We start from the raw sequence: 13,813 nt of genomic DNA on the forward strand, positions 1-13,813 counted from the left end.
GAAGCGCATGATTTTAGTCAGTCGGATCGGCTTTTCCTCCTCCCAAGCCCGGTTCAGATCAGGGGGCGGTCGCCAATGACCGCCCTTTTTGTCGGACCGATCACATAAAGCGCGTGGCGCTTCATGTTTTTGTCCTGATGCATGTCGTTCTCTCAGAACCGGGGCCACTTTTGAGCGACATGCATTAGTGTCCGACTTGCCATGATCGCCTTCATTTGCGATGGGTCGGTGCATTCGGATGCACCCCGATCTGTGCCGGGATGCGCGGCGCGCAGGAGCAAAATCCATGACAGCCTTCCCAGAGAAAACCGCCATCGTCACCGGCGCCGGCACCGGCATCGGCAAGAGCGTCGCCACGGCGCTGGTGAAGGCGGGCTGGAACACGGTGTTTTGCGGCCGCCGTAAAGCGGTGCTCGATGCCGCCATTACCGAAGCCGGGAAAACGGACGCCAAGGCGCTGGCGGTTGCCTGCGACATCAGCAAGGCCGGCGAAGTCGATGATCTGTTCGAGACGGTGGCCGCAGCCTTCGGGCGCGTCGACCTGCTCTTCAACAATGCCGGTATGAGCTACAAGTCGACGCCGATCGACGAGATACCAGTCGAGGTTTGGAACGATATTGTCGGCGTCAATCTCACCGGATCGTTCCTGTGCGCCCGCGCCGCCTTCGGCGCTATGCGCAAACAAAAGCCGATGGGCGGCCGCATCATCAACAACGGTTCGGTCTCGGCCTATGCGCCGCGGCCGGGCTCGGTGCCCTATACCGCGACCAAGCACGCCATATCGGGGCTGACCAAGACGCTGGCGCTCGACGGCCGGCCCTATGATATCGCCTGCGGCCAGATCGACATAGGCAACGCGCTGACCGATATGGCGCATGCCATGACGGTCGGCGTGCCGCAGGCCAATGGCACCATCGCCGCCGAAGCGGTGATGGACGTCCAGCGCGTCGCCGACGCCGTCGTCCACATGGCCAGCCTGCCGCTCGACGCCAACGTGCTGTTCATGACCGTGATGGCGACCAAGATGCCGTACGTGGGGCGTGGGTGAAGAGCCGAAGGCCTACTTCTTCAAAAACGCCTCGATCCGCTCCAGCGCTCGCAAGATGTTCTCTTCGGAATTGGCGTAGGAAAGCCTGATGTAGCCTTCGCCGAGAATGCCGAAATCGGGGCCGCCGATCAGCGCCACGCCGGCCTCCTCGAGCAGTGCCGAGGCGAGCTTCTTGGCCTTCCAGCCGGTCTTCGAGACATTCGGAAAGGCATAGAAGGCGCCCTTCGGCGTTATGCAGGAGACGCCGGGCAGCGCGTTCAGCCCCTCGACCACGATCTTCCTGCGGTTGTCGAAGGCGCGCATCATCTTGTCGACATCGTCCTGCGGGCCGTCGATCGCGGCGATGCCGGCGAACTGGCTCGGCGCGTTGACGCAGGACCAGCAATTGACCGCCAGCTTGCGCACCTTGTCGTAGAGATGCGCGCCCTTGTCGCCATTCGGCCAGATCGACCAGCCCATGCGCCAGCCGGTCATCGCCCATGTCTTCGACCAGCCGTTGAGCACGATCAGCCGGTCGCGAGTTTCCGGAAAATTGAGCAGCGAAAAATGCGTCTCGCCGTCATAGGTCATGACGTCGTAGATTTCGTCGGAGAGGATAGCGACCTGCGGATGCGCTTGCAGCCCCTCCACCAGCTTCTCGATCTCGGCGCGCGGCGTGACGCCGCCGGTCGGGTTGGCCGGTGAGTTGAGGATTAGCAGCCTCGTCTTCGAAGTGATCAGCCCCAGCGTCTCCTCGGCCGAGAAGGCAAAGCCGTTCTCTTCGCGGATCGGCACCGGAATGGGCGCGGCGCCGGTGAACTCGATCATCGAGCGATAGATGGGAAAGCCAGGGTCGGGATAGAGGATCTCGGCGCCGGGTTCGCCGAACATCAGGATCGCCGCGAACATGGTCGGCTTGCCGCCGGGCAGGATCATCACATTTTCCGGCGAGACCTCGACGCCGGTGGTGGCCAGCGTGCGCCGCACCACCGCTTCGCGCGTCGCCAGCAGGCCGTTGGCCGGGGTGTAGCCATGGTGACCGTCGCGCAGCGCCTTGATCGCTGCGTCGACAATGTGCTGCGGCGTTTTGAAGTCGGGCTGGCCGATGCCGAGATTGACGATATCGCGGCCCTGTTGAGCCAGTGCGGTCGCCCGCGCCAACACGGCAAAGGCGTTTTCCTCGCCGAGGCGGTCGAAGGCCGAAATCGTGTGGAGCATTTTTCCCGTCCGTGTGGTTCTTGCTGTTGGGTCGCGTTTTTGTGAGCGTCTGCTCACAAAAGTCAAACGGATTGGAGTTTTGCGTGTCGGAAAATCTCAAAGATTGGCAAGCGCGTCCGCGGCCCGAGCGCAAGCCCATTGACGGCCGCTATGTCCGGCTCGAACCGCTGAGCGCCGAAAAGCATGGCGACGGCCTTTACGAGGCGTCGTCGGTGCCTGACATTGACGGCCGCTTTGCCTGGCTGCCCGACTATCCGCCGCAAACCCGCGCCGATTTCCAGCCATGGCTGGATAAGGTCGAGGCGAGCGAGGATCCGCTGTTCTTCACCGTCATCGACAAGGCCAGCGGCAGGGTCGCGGGGCGACAGACGCTGATGCGCATCGATCCCACCTATGGCGTCATTGAGATCGGCAACATCTATTGGGGGCCGCTGATCTCGCGCAAGCCGGCAGCGACCGAAGCGCAGTTCCTGTTCATGAAGTACATTTTCGACGGGCTCGGCTATCGCCGCTACGAGTGGAAATGCAACAACCGCAACGAGCCGTCGAAGCGCGCGGCGGAACGGTTCGGCTTCAAGTTCGAGGGCATTTTCCGCCAGCATCTTGTGGTCAAGGGTGAAAACCGCGATACGGCATGGTACTCGATCATCGACAAGGAATGGCCGGCGCTGCGCAAAGCCTATGAGGCATGGCTCGATCCTGCCAATTTCGATGGCGAAGGCCGGCAGAAGCGGCGGCTCGAGGATTTCCGCGCCGAGTTCGGCGCGTAACAGGAGTTTTTTCCGATGGCGCACAGCCATGATCATGGTTCGCATGCTGGGCATGGCGCCGGCCATGTGCATGGCTCGACCGACAAGAAGCGTGTGCTGATCGCAGCCTGCCTGACCGCCGGCTTCATGGTGGCCGAAGTGCTTGGCGGCCTTTTGACGGGATCGCTGGCGCTGCTGGCCGACGCCGGCCACATGCTCGCCGACTCGATCGCGCTTGGCCTTGCCTGGTACGCCTTCCATCTTGGCGGAAGGCCGGCGACAGTGCGCCTGACCTACGGTTTCGGCCGGGTCAAGACGCTGGTCGCCTACACCAACGGCATCGCCATCTTCGCCATTGCGCTGTGGATCGTCTACGAAGCCTGGGGCCGGCTGATGACGCCGGCGCCGGTGCTGGGCGGGCCGATGCTGGTGGTGGCGATCGCCGGCCTTCTGGTAAACTTCGCCTCGTTCTTCGTGCTGCATGGCGGCGACCACGACAGCCTCAACATGCGCGGCGCCATCCTGCATGTGCTGGGCGACCTGCTCGGTTCGGCGGCGGCGATCGTGGCGGCGCTGGTCATCCTGGCCACCGGCTGGACGCCGATCGACCCGATTCTGTCGGTGCTGGTCTCGGTGCTGATCCTGTCCACCGCATGGTCATTGATGCGCGAAGCCGCCCACGTCCTTCTCGAAGGCGTACCGGCAAGCCTCGACCGCGACATCATCGCCAAGGACATTGCCGGCACCGTCAAGGGCGTGCGCGAGGTGCACCATATGCATGTCTGGTCGCTGGACGGCTCCAGCAACATGGCGACGCTGCATGCCTGCCTCAACGATGGCGTCGATCCGCACCAGGCGGTCAGCGCCATCAAGAAGCGGCTCGCCGCCGAACACGGCATCAGCCACGCGACGGTCGAACCGGAATTCGGCCAGTGCGCCGACAGCCATGACGAGCACGATCATGACCACGACCATGGTGCGCCACCGCATCACGGCCATTATCACTGACAGGGAATTTCATGGCATTGGCATCCGAGTTGACGAGTTCCCGCTGTGGCGGGACGGCATGATGGATCGCGACACGCGAAACGCGCTGATTGCCGCAGCCTGGATCATGCTGCTGTTCGGCATCGCGGCGTTCTATCTGCCGACCGTGATGCTGGCCGTCGGCAATGTCTCGACCGTACTTGCCGGCATCGTCGGCATCGCCTTCGTGCTGGCATTCTTTCTGGTGTTCTGGTTGCGGGGTCGCAGCCAGAACAAGGGCAAATAAGAGGCTTTGAAATGCGCATCCTGATTACTGGCGCCGCCGGCATGGTCGGCCGCAAACTTGTCGACCGGCTGGCCAAGGACGGCACGCTCAACGGCCGCATGATCACCGGGCTCGACCTGCACGACATCGTGCCGCCGCAGGCGCCGGCGATGGACGGCGTCAGCATCGCCACGCATACCGGCGACCTTGCCGACGCCGGTGCTGCCGAGAGCCTGGTCGCCTCACGCCCCGACGTCATGTTCCATCTCGCCGGCATCGTGTCGGGTGAGGCGGAAGCCAATTTCGATCTCGGCTACCGCGTCAATCTCGACGGCACACGGGCGCTGTTCGACGCCGTGCGGCTGGCGGGCTTTTCGCCGCGCCTCGTCTTTACCTCGTCGATCGCGGTGTTCGGCGCGCCGTTCCCGGATGTGATCCCGGACGATTTCCACCCGACGCCGCTGACCTCCTACGGCACGCAGAAGCAGATGAGTGAAGCGCTGCTGGCCGACTATTCCAGGCGCGGCTTCTTCGACGGCATCGGCATAAGGCTGCCGACCATCTGCGTGCGGCCCGGCAAGCCGAACAAGGCGGCGTCAGGTTTCTTCTCCGGCATCATCCGCGAGCCGCTGAGCGGCCACGAGGCGATCCTGCCGGTGCCGCGCTCGGTGCTGCACACCCATGCCAGCCCGCGCTCTGCGGTCGGTTTCCTGATCCATGCCGCCGGGCTCGACGGTGCCGCTGTCGGGCCGCGCCGCAACCTCACCATGCCCGGCGTTGCCGTCACCGTCGGCGAGCAGATCGAGGCGCTGGAGCGCACTGCAGGCGCCGAGGTGGCGAGCCTGATCCGTGAGGAGCCCGACGAAACGATCTGGGCGATCGTCAAGGGTTGGCCGACGCGCTTCGAGGCGCGCCGTGCAAGGGACCTCGGCTTCAGCGCCGAAAACAGTTTCGATGAAATCATCCGCGCTCATATCGAGGATGAGCTGGGCGGAATGATCGCGGGTCAGGCCTGACCCGCCGAGGTCACACAGCTCCGGACAGGCTCGCCGACAACAGCAACAGCCCGAACAGGAAGACGAAGGCGGCGCCGCCGATTTCGACGACTGTGTGGATGCGGTTGCCCATGCGGCCGTCGCCGGCGAAATAGACCGCCCAGTTCTTGGCTGTCACCGCGATCGTCGCCAGCGCCGAGACTGTGATGGCGGTGCCGATCGACATCGCCAGCACCGAGAGCAGGCCGCCGAGCCACAGGTCGTTGAGCAGCGCGAAGCTGAGCACAATCAGCGCGCCGGAGCAGGGACGGATGCCGACGGCGGCTACTGCCGACCAGGCCGTGCGCCAGTCGAAGCGATCGCCCGACAGCAGCGCCGGATCGGGCGCATGCGAATGGCCGCATGTGTCGCAGACCTCGCCGGCTGGGTGATCGTGATGAGCGTGGTCGTGATGGGAATGATCGTGCGTGTCGTGGTCGTGCGCAGCGTGATCGTGATGATCATGCGAATGGTCGTGATGCACATGCAAGGCATGCGAATGCGCATGCGCCGCGTGGCTGTGAGCGGCATGCGAATGGCCGCCATGGGAATGACCGGCGTGGGCTGCCGACAGGCTGTAGGCGGGCGCCTTGCCGAACCAGCGCAGGACCGTAGGCCCGAGCTTGCGCCACAGCAGCCAGGCGCCGAACAAAGTGACGAAGACATAGCTCATGATCTCCATGAACCAGGCTGCGTCGGTCATCGAGATGGCGGTGCCGCGCAGGACGAAATAGGCAAGCAGCATCACCAGGATCGCGGTCAGGCCCTGCAGCAGCGCCGAGACGAAGGACAGCAGGATACCGCGCCTGAGCGCCACTTCATTGGCCACCATGTAGGACGAGATCACCGCCTTGCCGTGGCCGGGGCCGGCGGCGTGGAAAATGCCGTAGGCGAAGGACAGGCCGATCAGCAGCCACATCTTGCTGCCGTCCTCGCGCATTGCTTTCATCGCCATGGCCAATGCGCGGTAGAATTCCTGCTGGCGCAGATTGATCCACATCAGGATGTGGGCGAACGGGCCGGTGGTGGGCGCCATGCCGTCATTGACACCGATGCCGAGTGAGCTCTGGGCATGGGCCTGCCCGAGAAAGTGCGTCATCAGCAGGGCAGCGGCCACGAGGCCGAATGCCAAACGCAGGGACGGTTTCATCACCGGATCTATCCTTCTGGCGGGCAATTCAGTTCGAGCTTGGTGGCGAAGATCTTGCTCATGTCGGTGCCTGTCGGGTCGTTGAAGAACGCGTCCGTCAGGGTCTTCTGGTTTTCCTTGATCGCCTCGTCTGGATCAGGCCGGATGACGCTCTTGGTGCAGTTCGAGGGCAGGCCTTCCACCGTGATGTTGCTATCCTCGGTGAAGTCGATCGCTGTGTAGAAGGTTGGATCGTAGACGCCGAAATCGATCTTGCCGGCGAGCTTGATCGGCACCTTGGGTTCGGATTCGAACAGGATGATCAACTGGTCGTTGTCGAAATTGGCCATCAGATGCGGTGGCGGCGTCATAGGCACGTCCTTGCCGTCGACGGTGACGAGCTGGAAATAGTTGAATTCGGCCAGCGAGGCATGAACTGTGTCGGCGACATCCTTCAGCTCCTTGTCGTCAAGCTTCAGGTCGGAGTTCTTGTCGAACTCCATCATCACCGTACTCGAAAACAGATCATCGAAACGCCAGAGGTGACGCAGCGCTTTCACACTTTGGTGATCCGGCGAGAGGATCACGTCGAGGCGGGCCTCGGCGAAGACATGAGGATGCGCGCCAGCCGCTCCGACGGAGGCAAAAGTCGTCGCCAGGGCCGAAGCCAGCATGATTGCGTGCCGTTTCAGATGCATTCTCGGTCGCTGTTCCATCGGCCTCGGAGAGATTTCGAGAGGTTACCAGAAACGGGGCGAAATTGGGACCGCGGCACGGCAGGACCGGCTCAAGCGCTCTCGCGGTTCTTGAACCATTGCACCAGGAAATCGACGAAGACACGGACCTTGGCCGGCAGATAGCGACGGTGCGGGTAGACGGCGAAAATGCCGCTGCCCGACTGGATGCGGTCGTCGAGCAAGGACACCAGCAGCCCGGATGCGAGGTCGGGCGCGGCGATGAAATCCGGCAGGATGGTGAAGCCCAGACCGGACACGGCGGCGGCTCGCGCGGCCATCGGGCTGTTGACCTCGATCGGACCCGATACGTTGACACTGACTGACTCCTCGCCATCGCCCCTGAAGCGCCAGTTGGCGAGCGAGCGGCCATTGGTGTCGACGATGCAGGGCAAGTTGGCGAGATCCTGCGGGCGCGTCGGCTTGCCGTGCTTGGCGATCAGCTCCGGCGAGGCGCAAAGCTTGATCGAAAACGGCCCCAGGCGGCGGGCGATCAGCGATGAGTTCTCCAGGCGCGAGATGCGCACGGCAAGATCGAAACCTTCCTCGACCAGATCGACAAAACGGTCGTCGAGATGGATGTCGAGCACGATGTCGGGATGCTGTTTGGCGAAGTCGATGAGCGACTGGCCTATCGGCGCGTCGGCGAAGGTGCGCGCCGCGGAGAGCTTGATCCTGCCGCGCACGTCGCCGGAGGATTCGCGCACGGCGTCGGCTAGGCTGTCGACCTCGCGCACGATTTCCGAAGCGCGGCTGTAATAGGTATGGCCGGCCTCAGTCAACGAGAACTGCCGCGTGGTGCGGTTGAGCAGCAGCGCGCCGAGTTCGTCCTCGAGTTCGCGCACATATTTCGACAGCAGCGCCTTGGAGCGACCGATCTTGCGCGCGGCCGCCGAAAAGCCTTCGGCCTCGACGACGTCGATGAAGGCGCGCATGCGGGTCAGTGTATCCATCATCAGGCCTTTCGTGCCGCATCGAGAATTCGCCGGCCGAGCCGTATCAGGGCAATGTCGCTGCCGGGAGGGCCGAGCAGCGAGAGGCCGAAAGGGGCACCGTCAACCGAGCCCAGCGGCAGGGTGATTTGCGGAAAGCCTGACAGACCCGAAAGGCACAAAAGATGCAAGGCCCTTTCGCGGTAGGCCTGGAGCTGCTGCGGCTCGCTTTTGACCAGAGGTGCGGGGCCTGGAACGGTGGGCAGGACAAGAAACCCGTCCTGGCCGAGCAGCGCGGCTAGCTCGGAGCGGAACGTCAGGCGGCGCACCGCCTCGGCCCGCGCGGTCTTTTCGTCGATCGTGCGGCCAAAACCAAAGCGCTCCTCGACGCCCGGCCCGAGATCGCGCTCGCCAGAAATGATCCAGGCGCCATGCTGCTGCCAGGCCTCGGCGGCCTGGAGGCGGCGAAAGCACCAGTAGAGCTCGTCGGGGAAGGAGGCGAAGCTGTACTCTTCCGGCGCCGGCTCACCGATAAGACTGGCGGCCAGCGCTCTCATCCTGGCATATTCGGCTGCCTCAGCGGGGCCGGCCACGAAAGCGTCCAGCCAGCGGATCGAAAGCGGCCGGGTGAGCGGATATGGATGCGGGTCGCGGCCGAGCAGCAATTTGCCGATCGTCTCATAGGTCTCGATGTCGTCGGCGAACCAGCCGAATGTGTCGAAGCTCGGCGCCAGCTTCATCGTGCCTTCGAGCGAAATGCGGCCATGCGTGGTGCGCAGCCCGATCAATCCGCAAAAGCTCGCCGGGGCGCGGATCGAGCCGCCGGTGTCCGACCCGGTAGCGATATCGGCAAGCTTGCCGGCCACCGCCGCCGCCGATCCGGAGGACGAGCCGCCGGTGACGCGATCGGGAGCGGCCGGGTTCACCGGAAACGGAAAATGCGCGTTCTGGCCCATCAGCGAGAAAGCGAACTCGTCGGTCTGCGTCTTGCCGATGAAACGCGCGCCGGCGTCGAGAATCATCTGCACGGCCGGTGCCGTGCTGGACGCGGCATGCGCCTCGTCGAACTTCACCGGATTGCCGCAACCGGTGCGGTAGCCGGCGACGTCGTAAATGTCCTTTACCGCCAGCCTGAGCCCGGCCAGCGGCCCCAGTTCCGCATTGGCCACCGGCATGCGACGCAGGTCGAGGAAGGCGTTGAGCGGGCCGTGCGTGCCTGTCATCGTTCGATGTCCGTATACGGTTGGCGAAGCATTGTTCGATGGCAGGAATTTTACAACCTGGGATACGATTTTTATTGATTGTGAAATCTTTCGATCTTATATCGCGCTTGCCCAAAGTCGCACGTGCCTGTGGGTGTCCGCCGATCCTCGAATGGTGAGGGAAATCGGTAAGGTAACTGGAGCTAACCCCTCCAGTCGGTCTAGCGGCCAACCGCCAGCCCGAGGACACCTTGAAGCAACGACGGTGCGGGCCTTTCTGGTGTTCTGCCGGTCGTCCAAAGACCGGGGTTACTGAAGAGGCACACCTTCATTGCCGGCAGTGCGGACGGGTCTCCCATCCAAGCCAAGGCAGACAAAGCGAACCGAGGCCGGGCAAGGCCAAGGTTCACCGCCGCGAGACGGCGTTTCATGGTTCCGGGGTCTCCACCGGCTGGTTCCATGAATTTCCGTCCCGCCTTTGTTTGACCGCGCGTCGCGAGGCCGAGAGCCCGCGTCCGCAGCCTTATTGCGCGCCGCAAGGCGTTAATGGAGAGACCCCGATGGCCACTCAGCGCATCCTCGACTTCCTCGCCACCCGACGTCCGTCCGGCCCCTGCCTCGTCGTCGACCTCGATGTCGTGCGCGACAATTTCCGCGCCTTCGAAAAGGCGCTGCCCGATTCCCGGATCTACTATGCGGTGAAAGCAAACCCGGCGCAGGAAATCCTGCGCCTGCTTGCTGCGATGGGCTCGTCCTTCGACACCGCTTCCGTTGCCGAAGTCGAGATGGCGATGGATGCCGGTGCGCCGGCGGACCGCATCTCCTTCGGCAACACCATCAAGAAGGAGCGTGATATTGCACGCGCCTACCAGCTCGGCATCCGGTTGTTCGCCGTCGACTGCGTCGAGGAAGTCGACAAGATCGCCCGCGTCGCTCCCGGCGCCCGCGTGTTCTGCCGCGTGCTGACCGACGGCGAAGGCGCCGAGTGGCCGCTGTCGCGCAAGTTCGGCTGCGTGCCGGCGATGGCCGTCGACGTGCTGCGCCATGCCAGGACGCTCGGCCTCGACGCCTATGGCGTGTCGTTCCATGTCGGCTCGCAGCAGACCGACCTGACGGCGTGGGACCGTGCGCTGGCCGACGCCAAGAAGGTGTTCGCCACGCTCGCCGACGAAGGCATCGTCCTCAAGATGGTCAATATGGGCGGCGGTTTCCCAACGCGCTACCTCAGGGACGTGCCGGCGGCCCAGGCTTACGGCCAGGCGATCTTTTCGGCGCTGCGCAAGCATTTCGGCAATGCCATCCCGGAGACCATCATCGAGCCGGGCCGCGGCATGGTCGGCAATGCCGGCGTCATCAAGTCGGAAGTCGTGCTGATCTCCAAGAAGGCCGAAAACGACAATGTGCGCTGGGTGTTCCTCGACATCGGCAAGTTCGGCGGTCTGGCCGAGACGATGGACGAGGCGATCCGCTATCCGATCGTCACCCGCCATGACGGCTCGGAGACAGCACCTTGCGTGCTCGCCGGCCCGACCTGCGATTCGGCCGATGTGATGTACGAGAAGACGCCGTATCCGCTGCCTCTGTCGCTGACCATCGGCGACGATGTGCTGATCGAAGGCACCGGCGCCTACACGACCACCTACTCGGCGGTCGCCTTCAACGGCTTCGAGCCTCTCCGATCCTACGTGATCTGACGGCTTCGGCCTTCAGATCACCTCAGGCGGACGTTTGCGTCCGCTCGGGTTCGCCTGTGGAACAAGCTCCGCTCGTGAAGGACCGCGGAAATGGACATTGTAAATTACATTGACGGCATTGGATTCTCCCCCTCGAGGGGGGAGATTGCCGGCGCCATTCCCATCGTCGCCGAAACTGCGGCAGACATTGCATCGCGTGAAGCGTTGCTCGATCGCGCCATGGGGCCGATGCGGCGCAAGAAATCGTCGGAGAAGCTGCGGCGTGGCCGCCGGCCTTCCGAAGGTCTCGCTTTTGTCGTGCGGGATGCCGCCGGCGCGGTTGCCGGCACGGTGCGGCTGTGGGACGTACGTCTGGGCGAGGGCGGCCCGGGAGCACTTCTGCTCGGACCGCTCGCCGTCGATCCGGCGCTGAAGAACGCCGGCATCGGCTCGGCGCTGATGCACCATGCTTTGGCCGAGGCCGCGCGTCTCGGCCATGCCGCGGTGCTGCTGGTCGGCGATGCGCCTTACTATGGCCGCTTCGGCTTCTCGGCGGAGAAGACCGGCGCGTTCGCCATGCCTGGACCTTACGAGCGGTGCCGCCTGCTGGCGCTGGAACTGATCGATGGTGCGCTCGACGGCGCGCATGGCACGCTGAAGGCTGCAGGTCGCAAGCTCAAGGCACAGAGGCTGTCGCTGGCCGCCTGATTGTCCAAAAACAAACGCCGCCGGTCCTTTGCATTTCAGCGAGGGCGGCGTTTTGTTGTTGCGAAGGGCTCAGCCGATCAGTTGGCTGAGCGCCATGGCGACCGACATATCGCCTTCGACCTTTATCTTGCCGGACATGAACGCCATGGTCGGGTTGAGGTCGCCGGCGATCAGCGAATCCAGATCGTCGAGCGACAGCTTTATGGTGCAGTCGGTCGGCGCGTCGGTGGTCGAGACGGTCGCGCCGTCGATGACGATGACGCCGTTGCTGCCGGTATCGAACTTCACGGAATGTTCGAACCCGGCGCTCGCCACGCGCGACCTCATCTTCTCGGCAATATCCTGAACGCTCATGACTGTTCTCCTGGTCTCGTTGCGTTTTGCCGCGCTTCAGTGACCGGCCTCCGCCGAAGTCACTGTCTCGCGCGTACCGCGATCTGGTCGCTTGGCGCATATAGCTTCGAGTTGACGTAAACGTCAACGCGCGATGCGTCATCTCGTTTCAGTCGGAAGGAATGCGGCAGAGAACATTCGCCCTGCGACGAAGGTTAGTGTTCAGCAGCGGGCTTCGCCGCCTCGGCCTGGGCCGATTCCGCCGGGGCCGGTTCGGTCGGCGTGGCCGGATCCTTGCGGCGGCGCATGGCGTTGTCGCGGATTTCGTCCTTGGTCAGGAAGTTGACCTGGTCGATCAGCACTTCATGCACCAGGTCGGCGCCGACGCGGGCGTTGACGGTGTCGCGTATGGCCTTGCGGAAGGCATCGAGATCGATGGTTTCCTTCTTGGTGAAGTCGATCTGAGGATTGGAGTAGAGATAGGAATAGACCTGATCGGTCATCAGCGCTTCGGCCGGGATCGACATCTTCTTTATCTCGGCCGGCTCGACCGTGTAGACGAGCTTGGTGAGGAAATAGCCGTCGATCTTGGAATCGCGGATCAGCGGCACCGAGATGATGTCGGTCTTGACGTAGTCGAGGCCACCCAGCATCGGTTTCGGCGTCTCGCCGACGCCGCGCTCACCGGCCGCCTGGAACGAATAGAACACCGCGCCAAGCGTGGCGGCGCAGATCCAGATCGCGGCAGCGATGAATTTGATCACCGGTTGTTCCCGCCTGTTGCCGAGATCATCAGCTCGCCCAACCGAATTCGCCGGCCGAATAGGTGCCGTCGGCTTCGGCGCGCTGAATGGCGTTCTTCAACAGCGTGGCGACTTCGTTGACCGCGTTGAGGTGGGCGAGGATTGCAGCCTCGTTTTTCGCGAGCTTCTGGCGCAGCCGCGCCAGACTGTCGCGATGCTGTTCCAGGAATTCGATCTCGTTGGCGCCCTTCATGGCGCGGGTCAGCTCATAGAGGTAGCGGCTCTTGCGGGCGTTGGAGGCCTTGAGATCATAGCTGGTGTCGTTCTTCAAACCGGCCGTCTCTTCCTCGACCGCTTCCTCGATGCGGCCGATGATGGCGGCAAGGTTGCCCGGCCGTGCAAACGGGATCGGCGCTTCGGACGTACGCGCCGGCAGGTTGGAAGAGTATTTTGAAAAATCGGCCATTGAAAATCCTGGTCTAGATCTTGATTTCGGTTTTGATGGTCGTCTCGTCGCCGGTCATCGACCGTGCGGCCTTGCGCTGCAATTCCTCGACCAGCGAGGTGGACAGCCGGGTCTGCTGGTCGATCTCGGTCTTGTGCGGCCCGGTTGACACCGGGCCGATCGGCACGGTGCGCTTGCCGTCCTTGTAGTGGTCGGCGAGCAGCGATTTGGCGATGCCGATCCCGCCGCGCTCGGCCATGACGTCGGCGACACGCTCGGCAAGCTGCGATTTCCACATGTCGCCGGCCAGCCCCTTGCCGTAGACGCCCTCGGTGTCCTTGGGCAGCATGTTTTGGATGAAGGTCTGCAAGACCATCGCCTCGAACTTCTTGAACTTGCTGGCGGGATCGGCATTTGCGGCGGCCTTGTCGGCGGTAGCGCGCGACAGGATCGAGCCGGCATCTACCGAAGCAGCCATGTCGACAGAAAAATTACCGCCAACGCCGTTGGCCCGCTTGGCCAGCGCGGCACGGGCAGCCTCGATATCCGCCGGGTCGACGGCTCGGGCAACATCGAGAACGATGTCACTGGGTGGAGAAATCGCCAAGAAAGTCCGCCTCTTTGCCGGGTTTCC

16 protein-coding genes are annotated in these 13,813 nt (G+C 63.5%); 7 read left to right on the forward strand and 9 right to left on the reverse strand.

Features of this window, described 5'->3' with window-relative positions:
- Positions 1-286: 286 nt before the first annotated feature.
- Positions 287-1,048: an SDR family oxidoreductase gene (locus tag NKH54_RS02115; protein WP_353027646.1), complete on the forward strand. Its 762-nt coding sequence runs from the start codon at positions 287-289 to the stop codon at positions 1,046-1,048.
- 12 nt (positions 1,049-1,060) lie between these two features.
- Here NKH54_RS02115 and NKH54_RS02120 read toward each other — a convergent pair whose 3' ends face one another.
- The gene (locus NKH54_RS02120) at positions 1,061-2,245 is read right to left on the reverse strand and encodes a pyridoxal phosphate-dependent aminotransferase (RefSeq protein WP_353027647.1); all 1,185 of its coding nucleotides are present in this window, start codon (positions 2,243-2,245) and stop codon (positions 1,061-1,063) included.
- Between the two features lie 83 nt (positions 2,246-2,328).
- Between NKH54_RS02120 and NKH54_RS02125 the strand changes: the two genes are divergently transcribed.
- From NKH54_RS02125 to denD, 4 genes are read left to right on the forward strand one after another with little or no spacing between them, the layout of a single operon-like run.
- Positions 2,329-3,015 carry a GNAT family N-acetyltransferase gene (locus NKH54_RS02125; protein WP_353027648.1) on the forward strand — a complete coding sequence of 229 codons (687 nt, stop codon included), beginning with the start codon at positions 2,329-2,331 and terminating at the stop codon, positions 3,013-3,015.
- Positions 3,016-3,030: 15 nt separating this feature from the next.
- The gene (locus NKH54_RS02130) at positions 3,031-4,002 is read left to right on the forward strand and encodes a cation diffusion facilitator family transporter (RefSeq protein WP_023744207.1); all 972 of its coding nucleotides are present in this window, start codon (positions 3,031-3,033) and stop codon (positions 4,000-4,002) included.
- Between the two features lie 58 nt (positions 4,003-4,060).
- Positions 4,061-4,267, forward strand: a complete 207-nt coding sequence (locus NKH54_RS02135) for a hypothetical protein (RefSeq protein WP_023686390.1) — start codon at positions 4,061-4,063, stop codon at positions 4,265-4,267.
- Positions 4,268-4,278: 11 nt separating this feature from the next.
- On the forward strand, positions 4,279-5,262 hold the full coding sequence (gene denD / locus NKH54_RS02140; protein WP_353027649.1) for a D-erythronate dehydrogenase: 984 nt from the start codon (positions 4,279-4,281) through the stop codon (positions 5,260-5,262).
- Positions 5,263-5,272: 10 nt separating this feature from the next.
- On the opposite strand, the gene NKH54_RS02145 is transcribed toward denD, so the two are convergent.
- From NKH54_RS02145 to NKH54_RS02160, 4 genes are all read right to left on the reverse strand, one after another.
- Positions 5,273-6,430 carry a nickel/cobalt transporter gene (locus NKH54_RS02145; RefSeq protein ID WP_502907454.1) on the reverse strand — a complete coding sequence of 386 codons (1,158 nt, stop codon included), beginning with the start codon at positions 6,428-6,430 and terminating at the stop codon, positions 5,273-5,275.
- Between the two features lie 8 nt (positions 6,431-6,438).
- Positions 6,439-7,107: a DUF1007 family protein gene (locus NKH54_RS02150; RefSeq protein ID WP_023671926.1), complete on the reverse strand. Its 669-nt coding sequence runs from the start codon at positions 7,105-7,107 to the stop codon at positions 6,439-6,441.
- 89 nt (positions 7,108-7,196) lie between these two features.
- A complete protein-coding gene (locus NKH54_RS02155; protein ID WP_023671925.1) occupies positions 7,197-8,096 on the reverse strand; it encodes a LysR family transcriptional regulator in 900 nt (299 codons plus the stop codon).
- Between the two features lie 2 nt (positions 8,097-8,098).
- On the reverse strand, positions 8,099-9,298 hold the full coding sequence (locus NKH54_RS02160; protein WP_353027650.1) for an amidase: 1,200 nt from the start codon (positions 9,296-9,298) through the stop codon (positions 8,099-8,101).
- Between the two features lie 539 nt (positions 9,299-9,837).
- Here NKH54_RS02160 and odc2 point away from each other — a divergent pair.
- Both odc2 and NKH54_RS02170 read left to right on the forward strand, forming a co-directional pair.
- Positions 9,838-10,971 carry an ornithine/lysine decarboxylase gene (odc2, locus tag NKH54_RS02165; protein ID WP_023703997.1) on the forward strand — a complete coding sequence of 378 codons (1,134 nt, stop codon included), beginning with the start codon at positions 9,838-9,840 and terminating at the stop codon, positions 10,969-10,971.
- 90 nt (positions 10,972-11,061) lie between these two features.
- The gene (locus tag NKH54_RS02170; RefSeq protein ID WP_353027651.1) at positions 11,062-11,658 is read left to right on the forward strand and encodes a GNAT family N-acetyltransferase; all 597 of its coding nucleotides are present in this window, start codon (positions 11,062-11,064) and stop codon (positions 11,656-11,658) included.
- 69 nt (positions 11,659-11,727) lie between these two features.
- Here the strand turns inward: NKH54_RS02170 and NKH54_RS02175 are convergent, their stop codons facing one another.
- The 4 genes from NKH54_RS02175 to NKH54_RS02190 all read right to left on the reverse strand — a co-directional run bounded on the left by NKH54_RS02175 (position 11,728) and on the right by NKH54_RS02190 (position 13,786).
- Positions 11,728-12,012, reverse strand: a complete 285-nt coding sequence (locus NKH54_RS02175) for an SCP2 sterol-binding domain-containing protein (protein WP_023683274.1) — start codon at positions 12,010-12,012, stop codon at positions 11,728-11,730.
- Between the two features lie 194 nt (positions 12,013-12,206).
- A complete protein-coding gene (locus tag NKH54_RS02180) occupies positions 12,207-12,755 on the reverse strand; it encodes a hypothetical protein (RefSeq protein ID WP_023683275.1) in 549 nt (182 codons plus the stop codon).
- Between the two features lie 28 nt (positions 12,756-12,783).
- The gene (locus NKH54_RS02185; RefSeq protein ID WP_023671919.1) at positions 12,784-13,200 is read right to left on the reverse strand and encodes a hypothetical protein; all 417 of its coding nucleotides are present in this window, start codon (positions 13,198-13,200) and stop codon (positions 12,784-12,786) included.
- A 13-nt stretch (positions 13,201-13,213) separates the two neighbouring features.
- Positions 13,214-13,786, reverse strand: a complete 573-nt coding sequence (locus tag NKH54_RS02190; protein WP_023671918.1) for a rod-binding protein — start codon at positions 13,784-13,786, stop codon at positions 13,214-13,216.
- Positions 13,787-13,813 lie beyond the last annotated feature (27 nt).

The organism is Mesorhizobium sp. M1004, assembly GCF_040318795.1.
Taxonomy (GTDB): Bacteria; Pseudomonadota; Alphaproteobacteria; order Rhizobiales; family Rhizobiaceae; genus Mesorhizobium.

Excerpts from the sequence above, each read along its gene's own strand:
- NKH54_RS02115 (WP_353027646.1), top strand. The coding sequence starts at position 287 with ATGACAGCCTTCCCAGAGAAAACCGCCATCGTCACCGGCGCCGGCACC.
- NKH54_RS02120 (WP_353027647.1), bottom strand. The coding sequence starts at position 2,245 with ATGCTCCACACGATTTCGGCCTTCGACCGCCTCGGCGAGGAAAACGCC.
- NKH54_RS02130 (WP_023744207.1), top strand. The coding sequence starts at position 3,031 with ATGGCGCACAGCCATGATCATGGTTCGCATGCTGGGCATGGCGCCGGC.
- NKH54_RS02135 (WP_023686390.1), top strand. The coding sequence starts at position 4,061 with ATGATGGATCGCGACACGCGAAACGCGCTGATTGCCGCAGCCTGGATC.
- denD (WP_353027649.1), top strand. The coding sequence starts at position 4,279 with ATGCGCATCCTGATTACTGGCGCCGCCGGCATGGTCGGCCGCAAACTT.
- NKH54_RS02145 (WP_502907454.1), bottom strand. The coding sequence starts at position 6,430 with ATGAAACCGTCCCTGCGTTTGGCATTCGGCCTCGTGGCCGCTGCCCTG.
- NKH54_RS02150 (WP_023671926.1), bottom strand. The coding sequence starts at position 7,107 with ATGCATCTGAAACGGCACGCAATCATGCTGGCTTCGGCCCTGGCGACG.
- NKH54_RS02155 (WP_023671925.1), bottom strand. The coding sequence starts at position 8,096 with ATGGATACACTGACCCGCATGCGCGCCTTCATCGACGTCGTCGAGGCC.
- NKH54_RS02160 (WP_353027650.1), bottom strand. The coding sequence starts at position 9,298 with ATGACAGGCACGCACGGCCCGCTCAACGCCTTCCTCGACCTGCGTCGC.
- odc2 (WP_023703997.1), top strand. The coding sequence starts at position 9,838 with ATGGCCACTCAGCGCATCCTCGACTTCCTCGCCACCCGACGTCCGTCC.
- NKH54_RS02170 (WP_353027651.1), top strand. The coding sequence starts at position 11,062 with ATGGACATTGTAAATTACATTGACGGCATTGGATTCTCCCCCTCGAGG.
- NKH54_RS02175 (WP_023683274.1), bottom strand. The coding sequence starts at position 12,012 with ATGAGCGTTCAGGATATTGCCGAGAAGATGAGGTCGCGCGTGGCGAGC.
- NKH54_RS02185 (WP_023671919.1), bottom strand. The coding sequence starts at position 13,200 with ATGGCCGATTTTTCAAAATACTCTTCCAACCTGCCGGCGCGTACGTCC.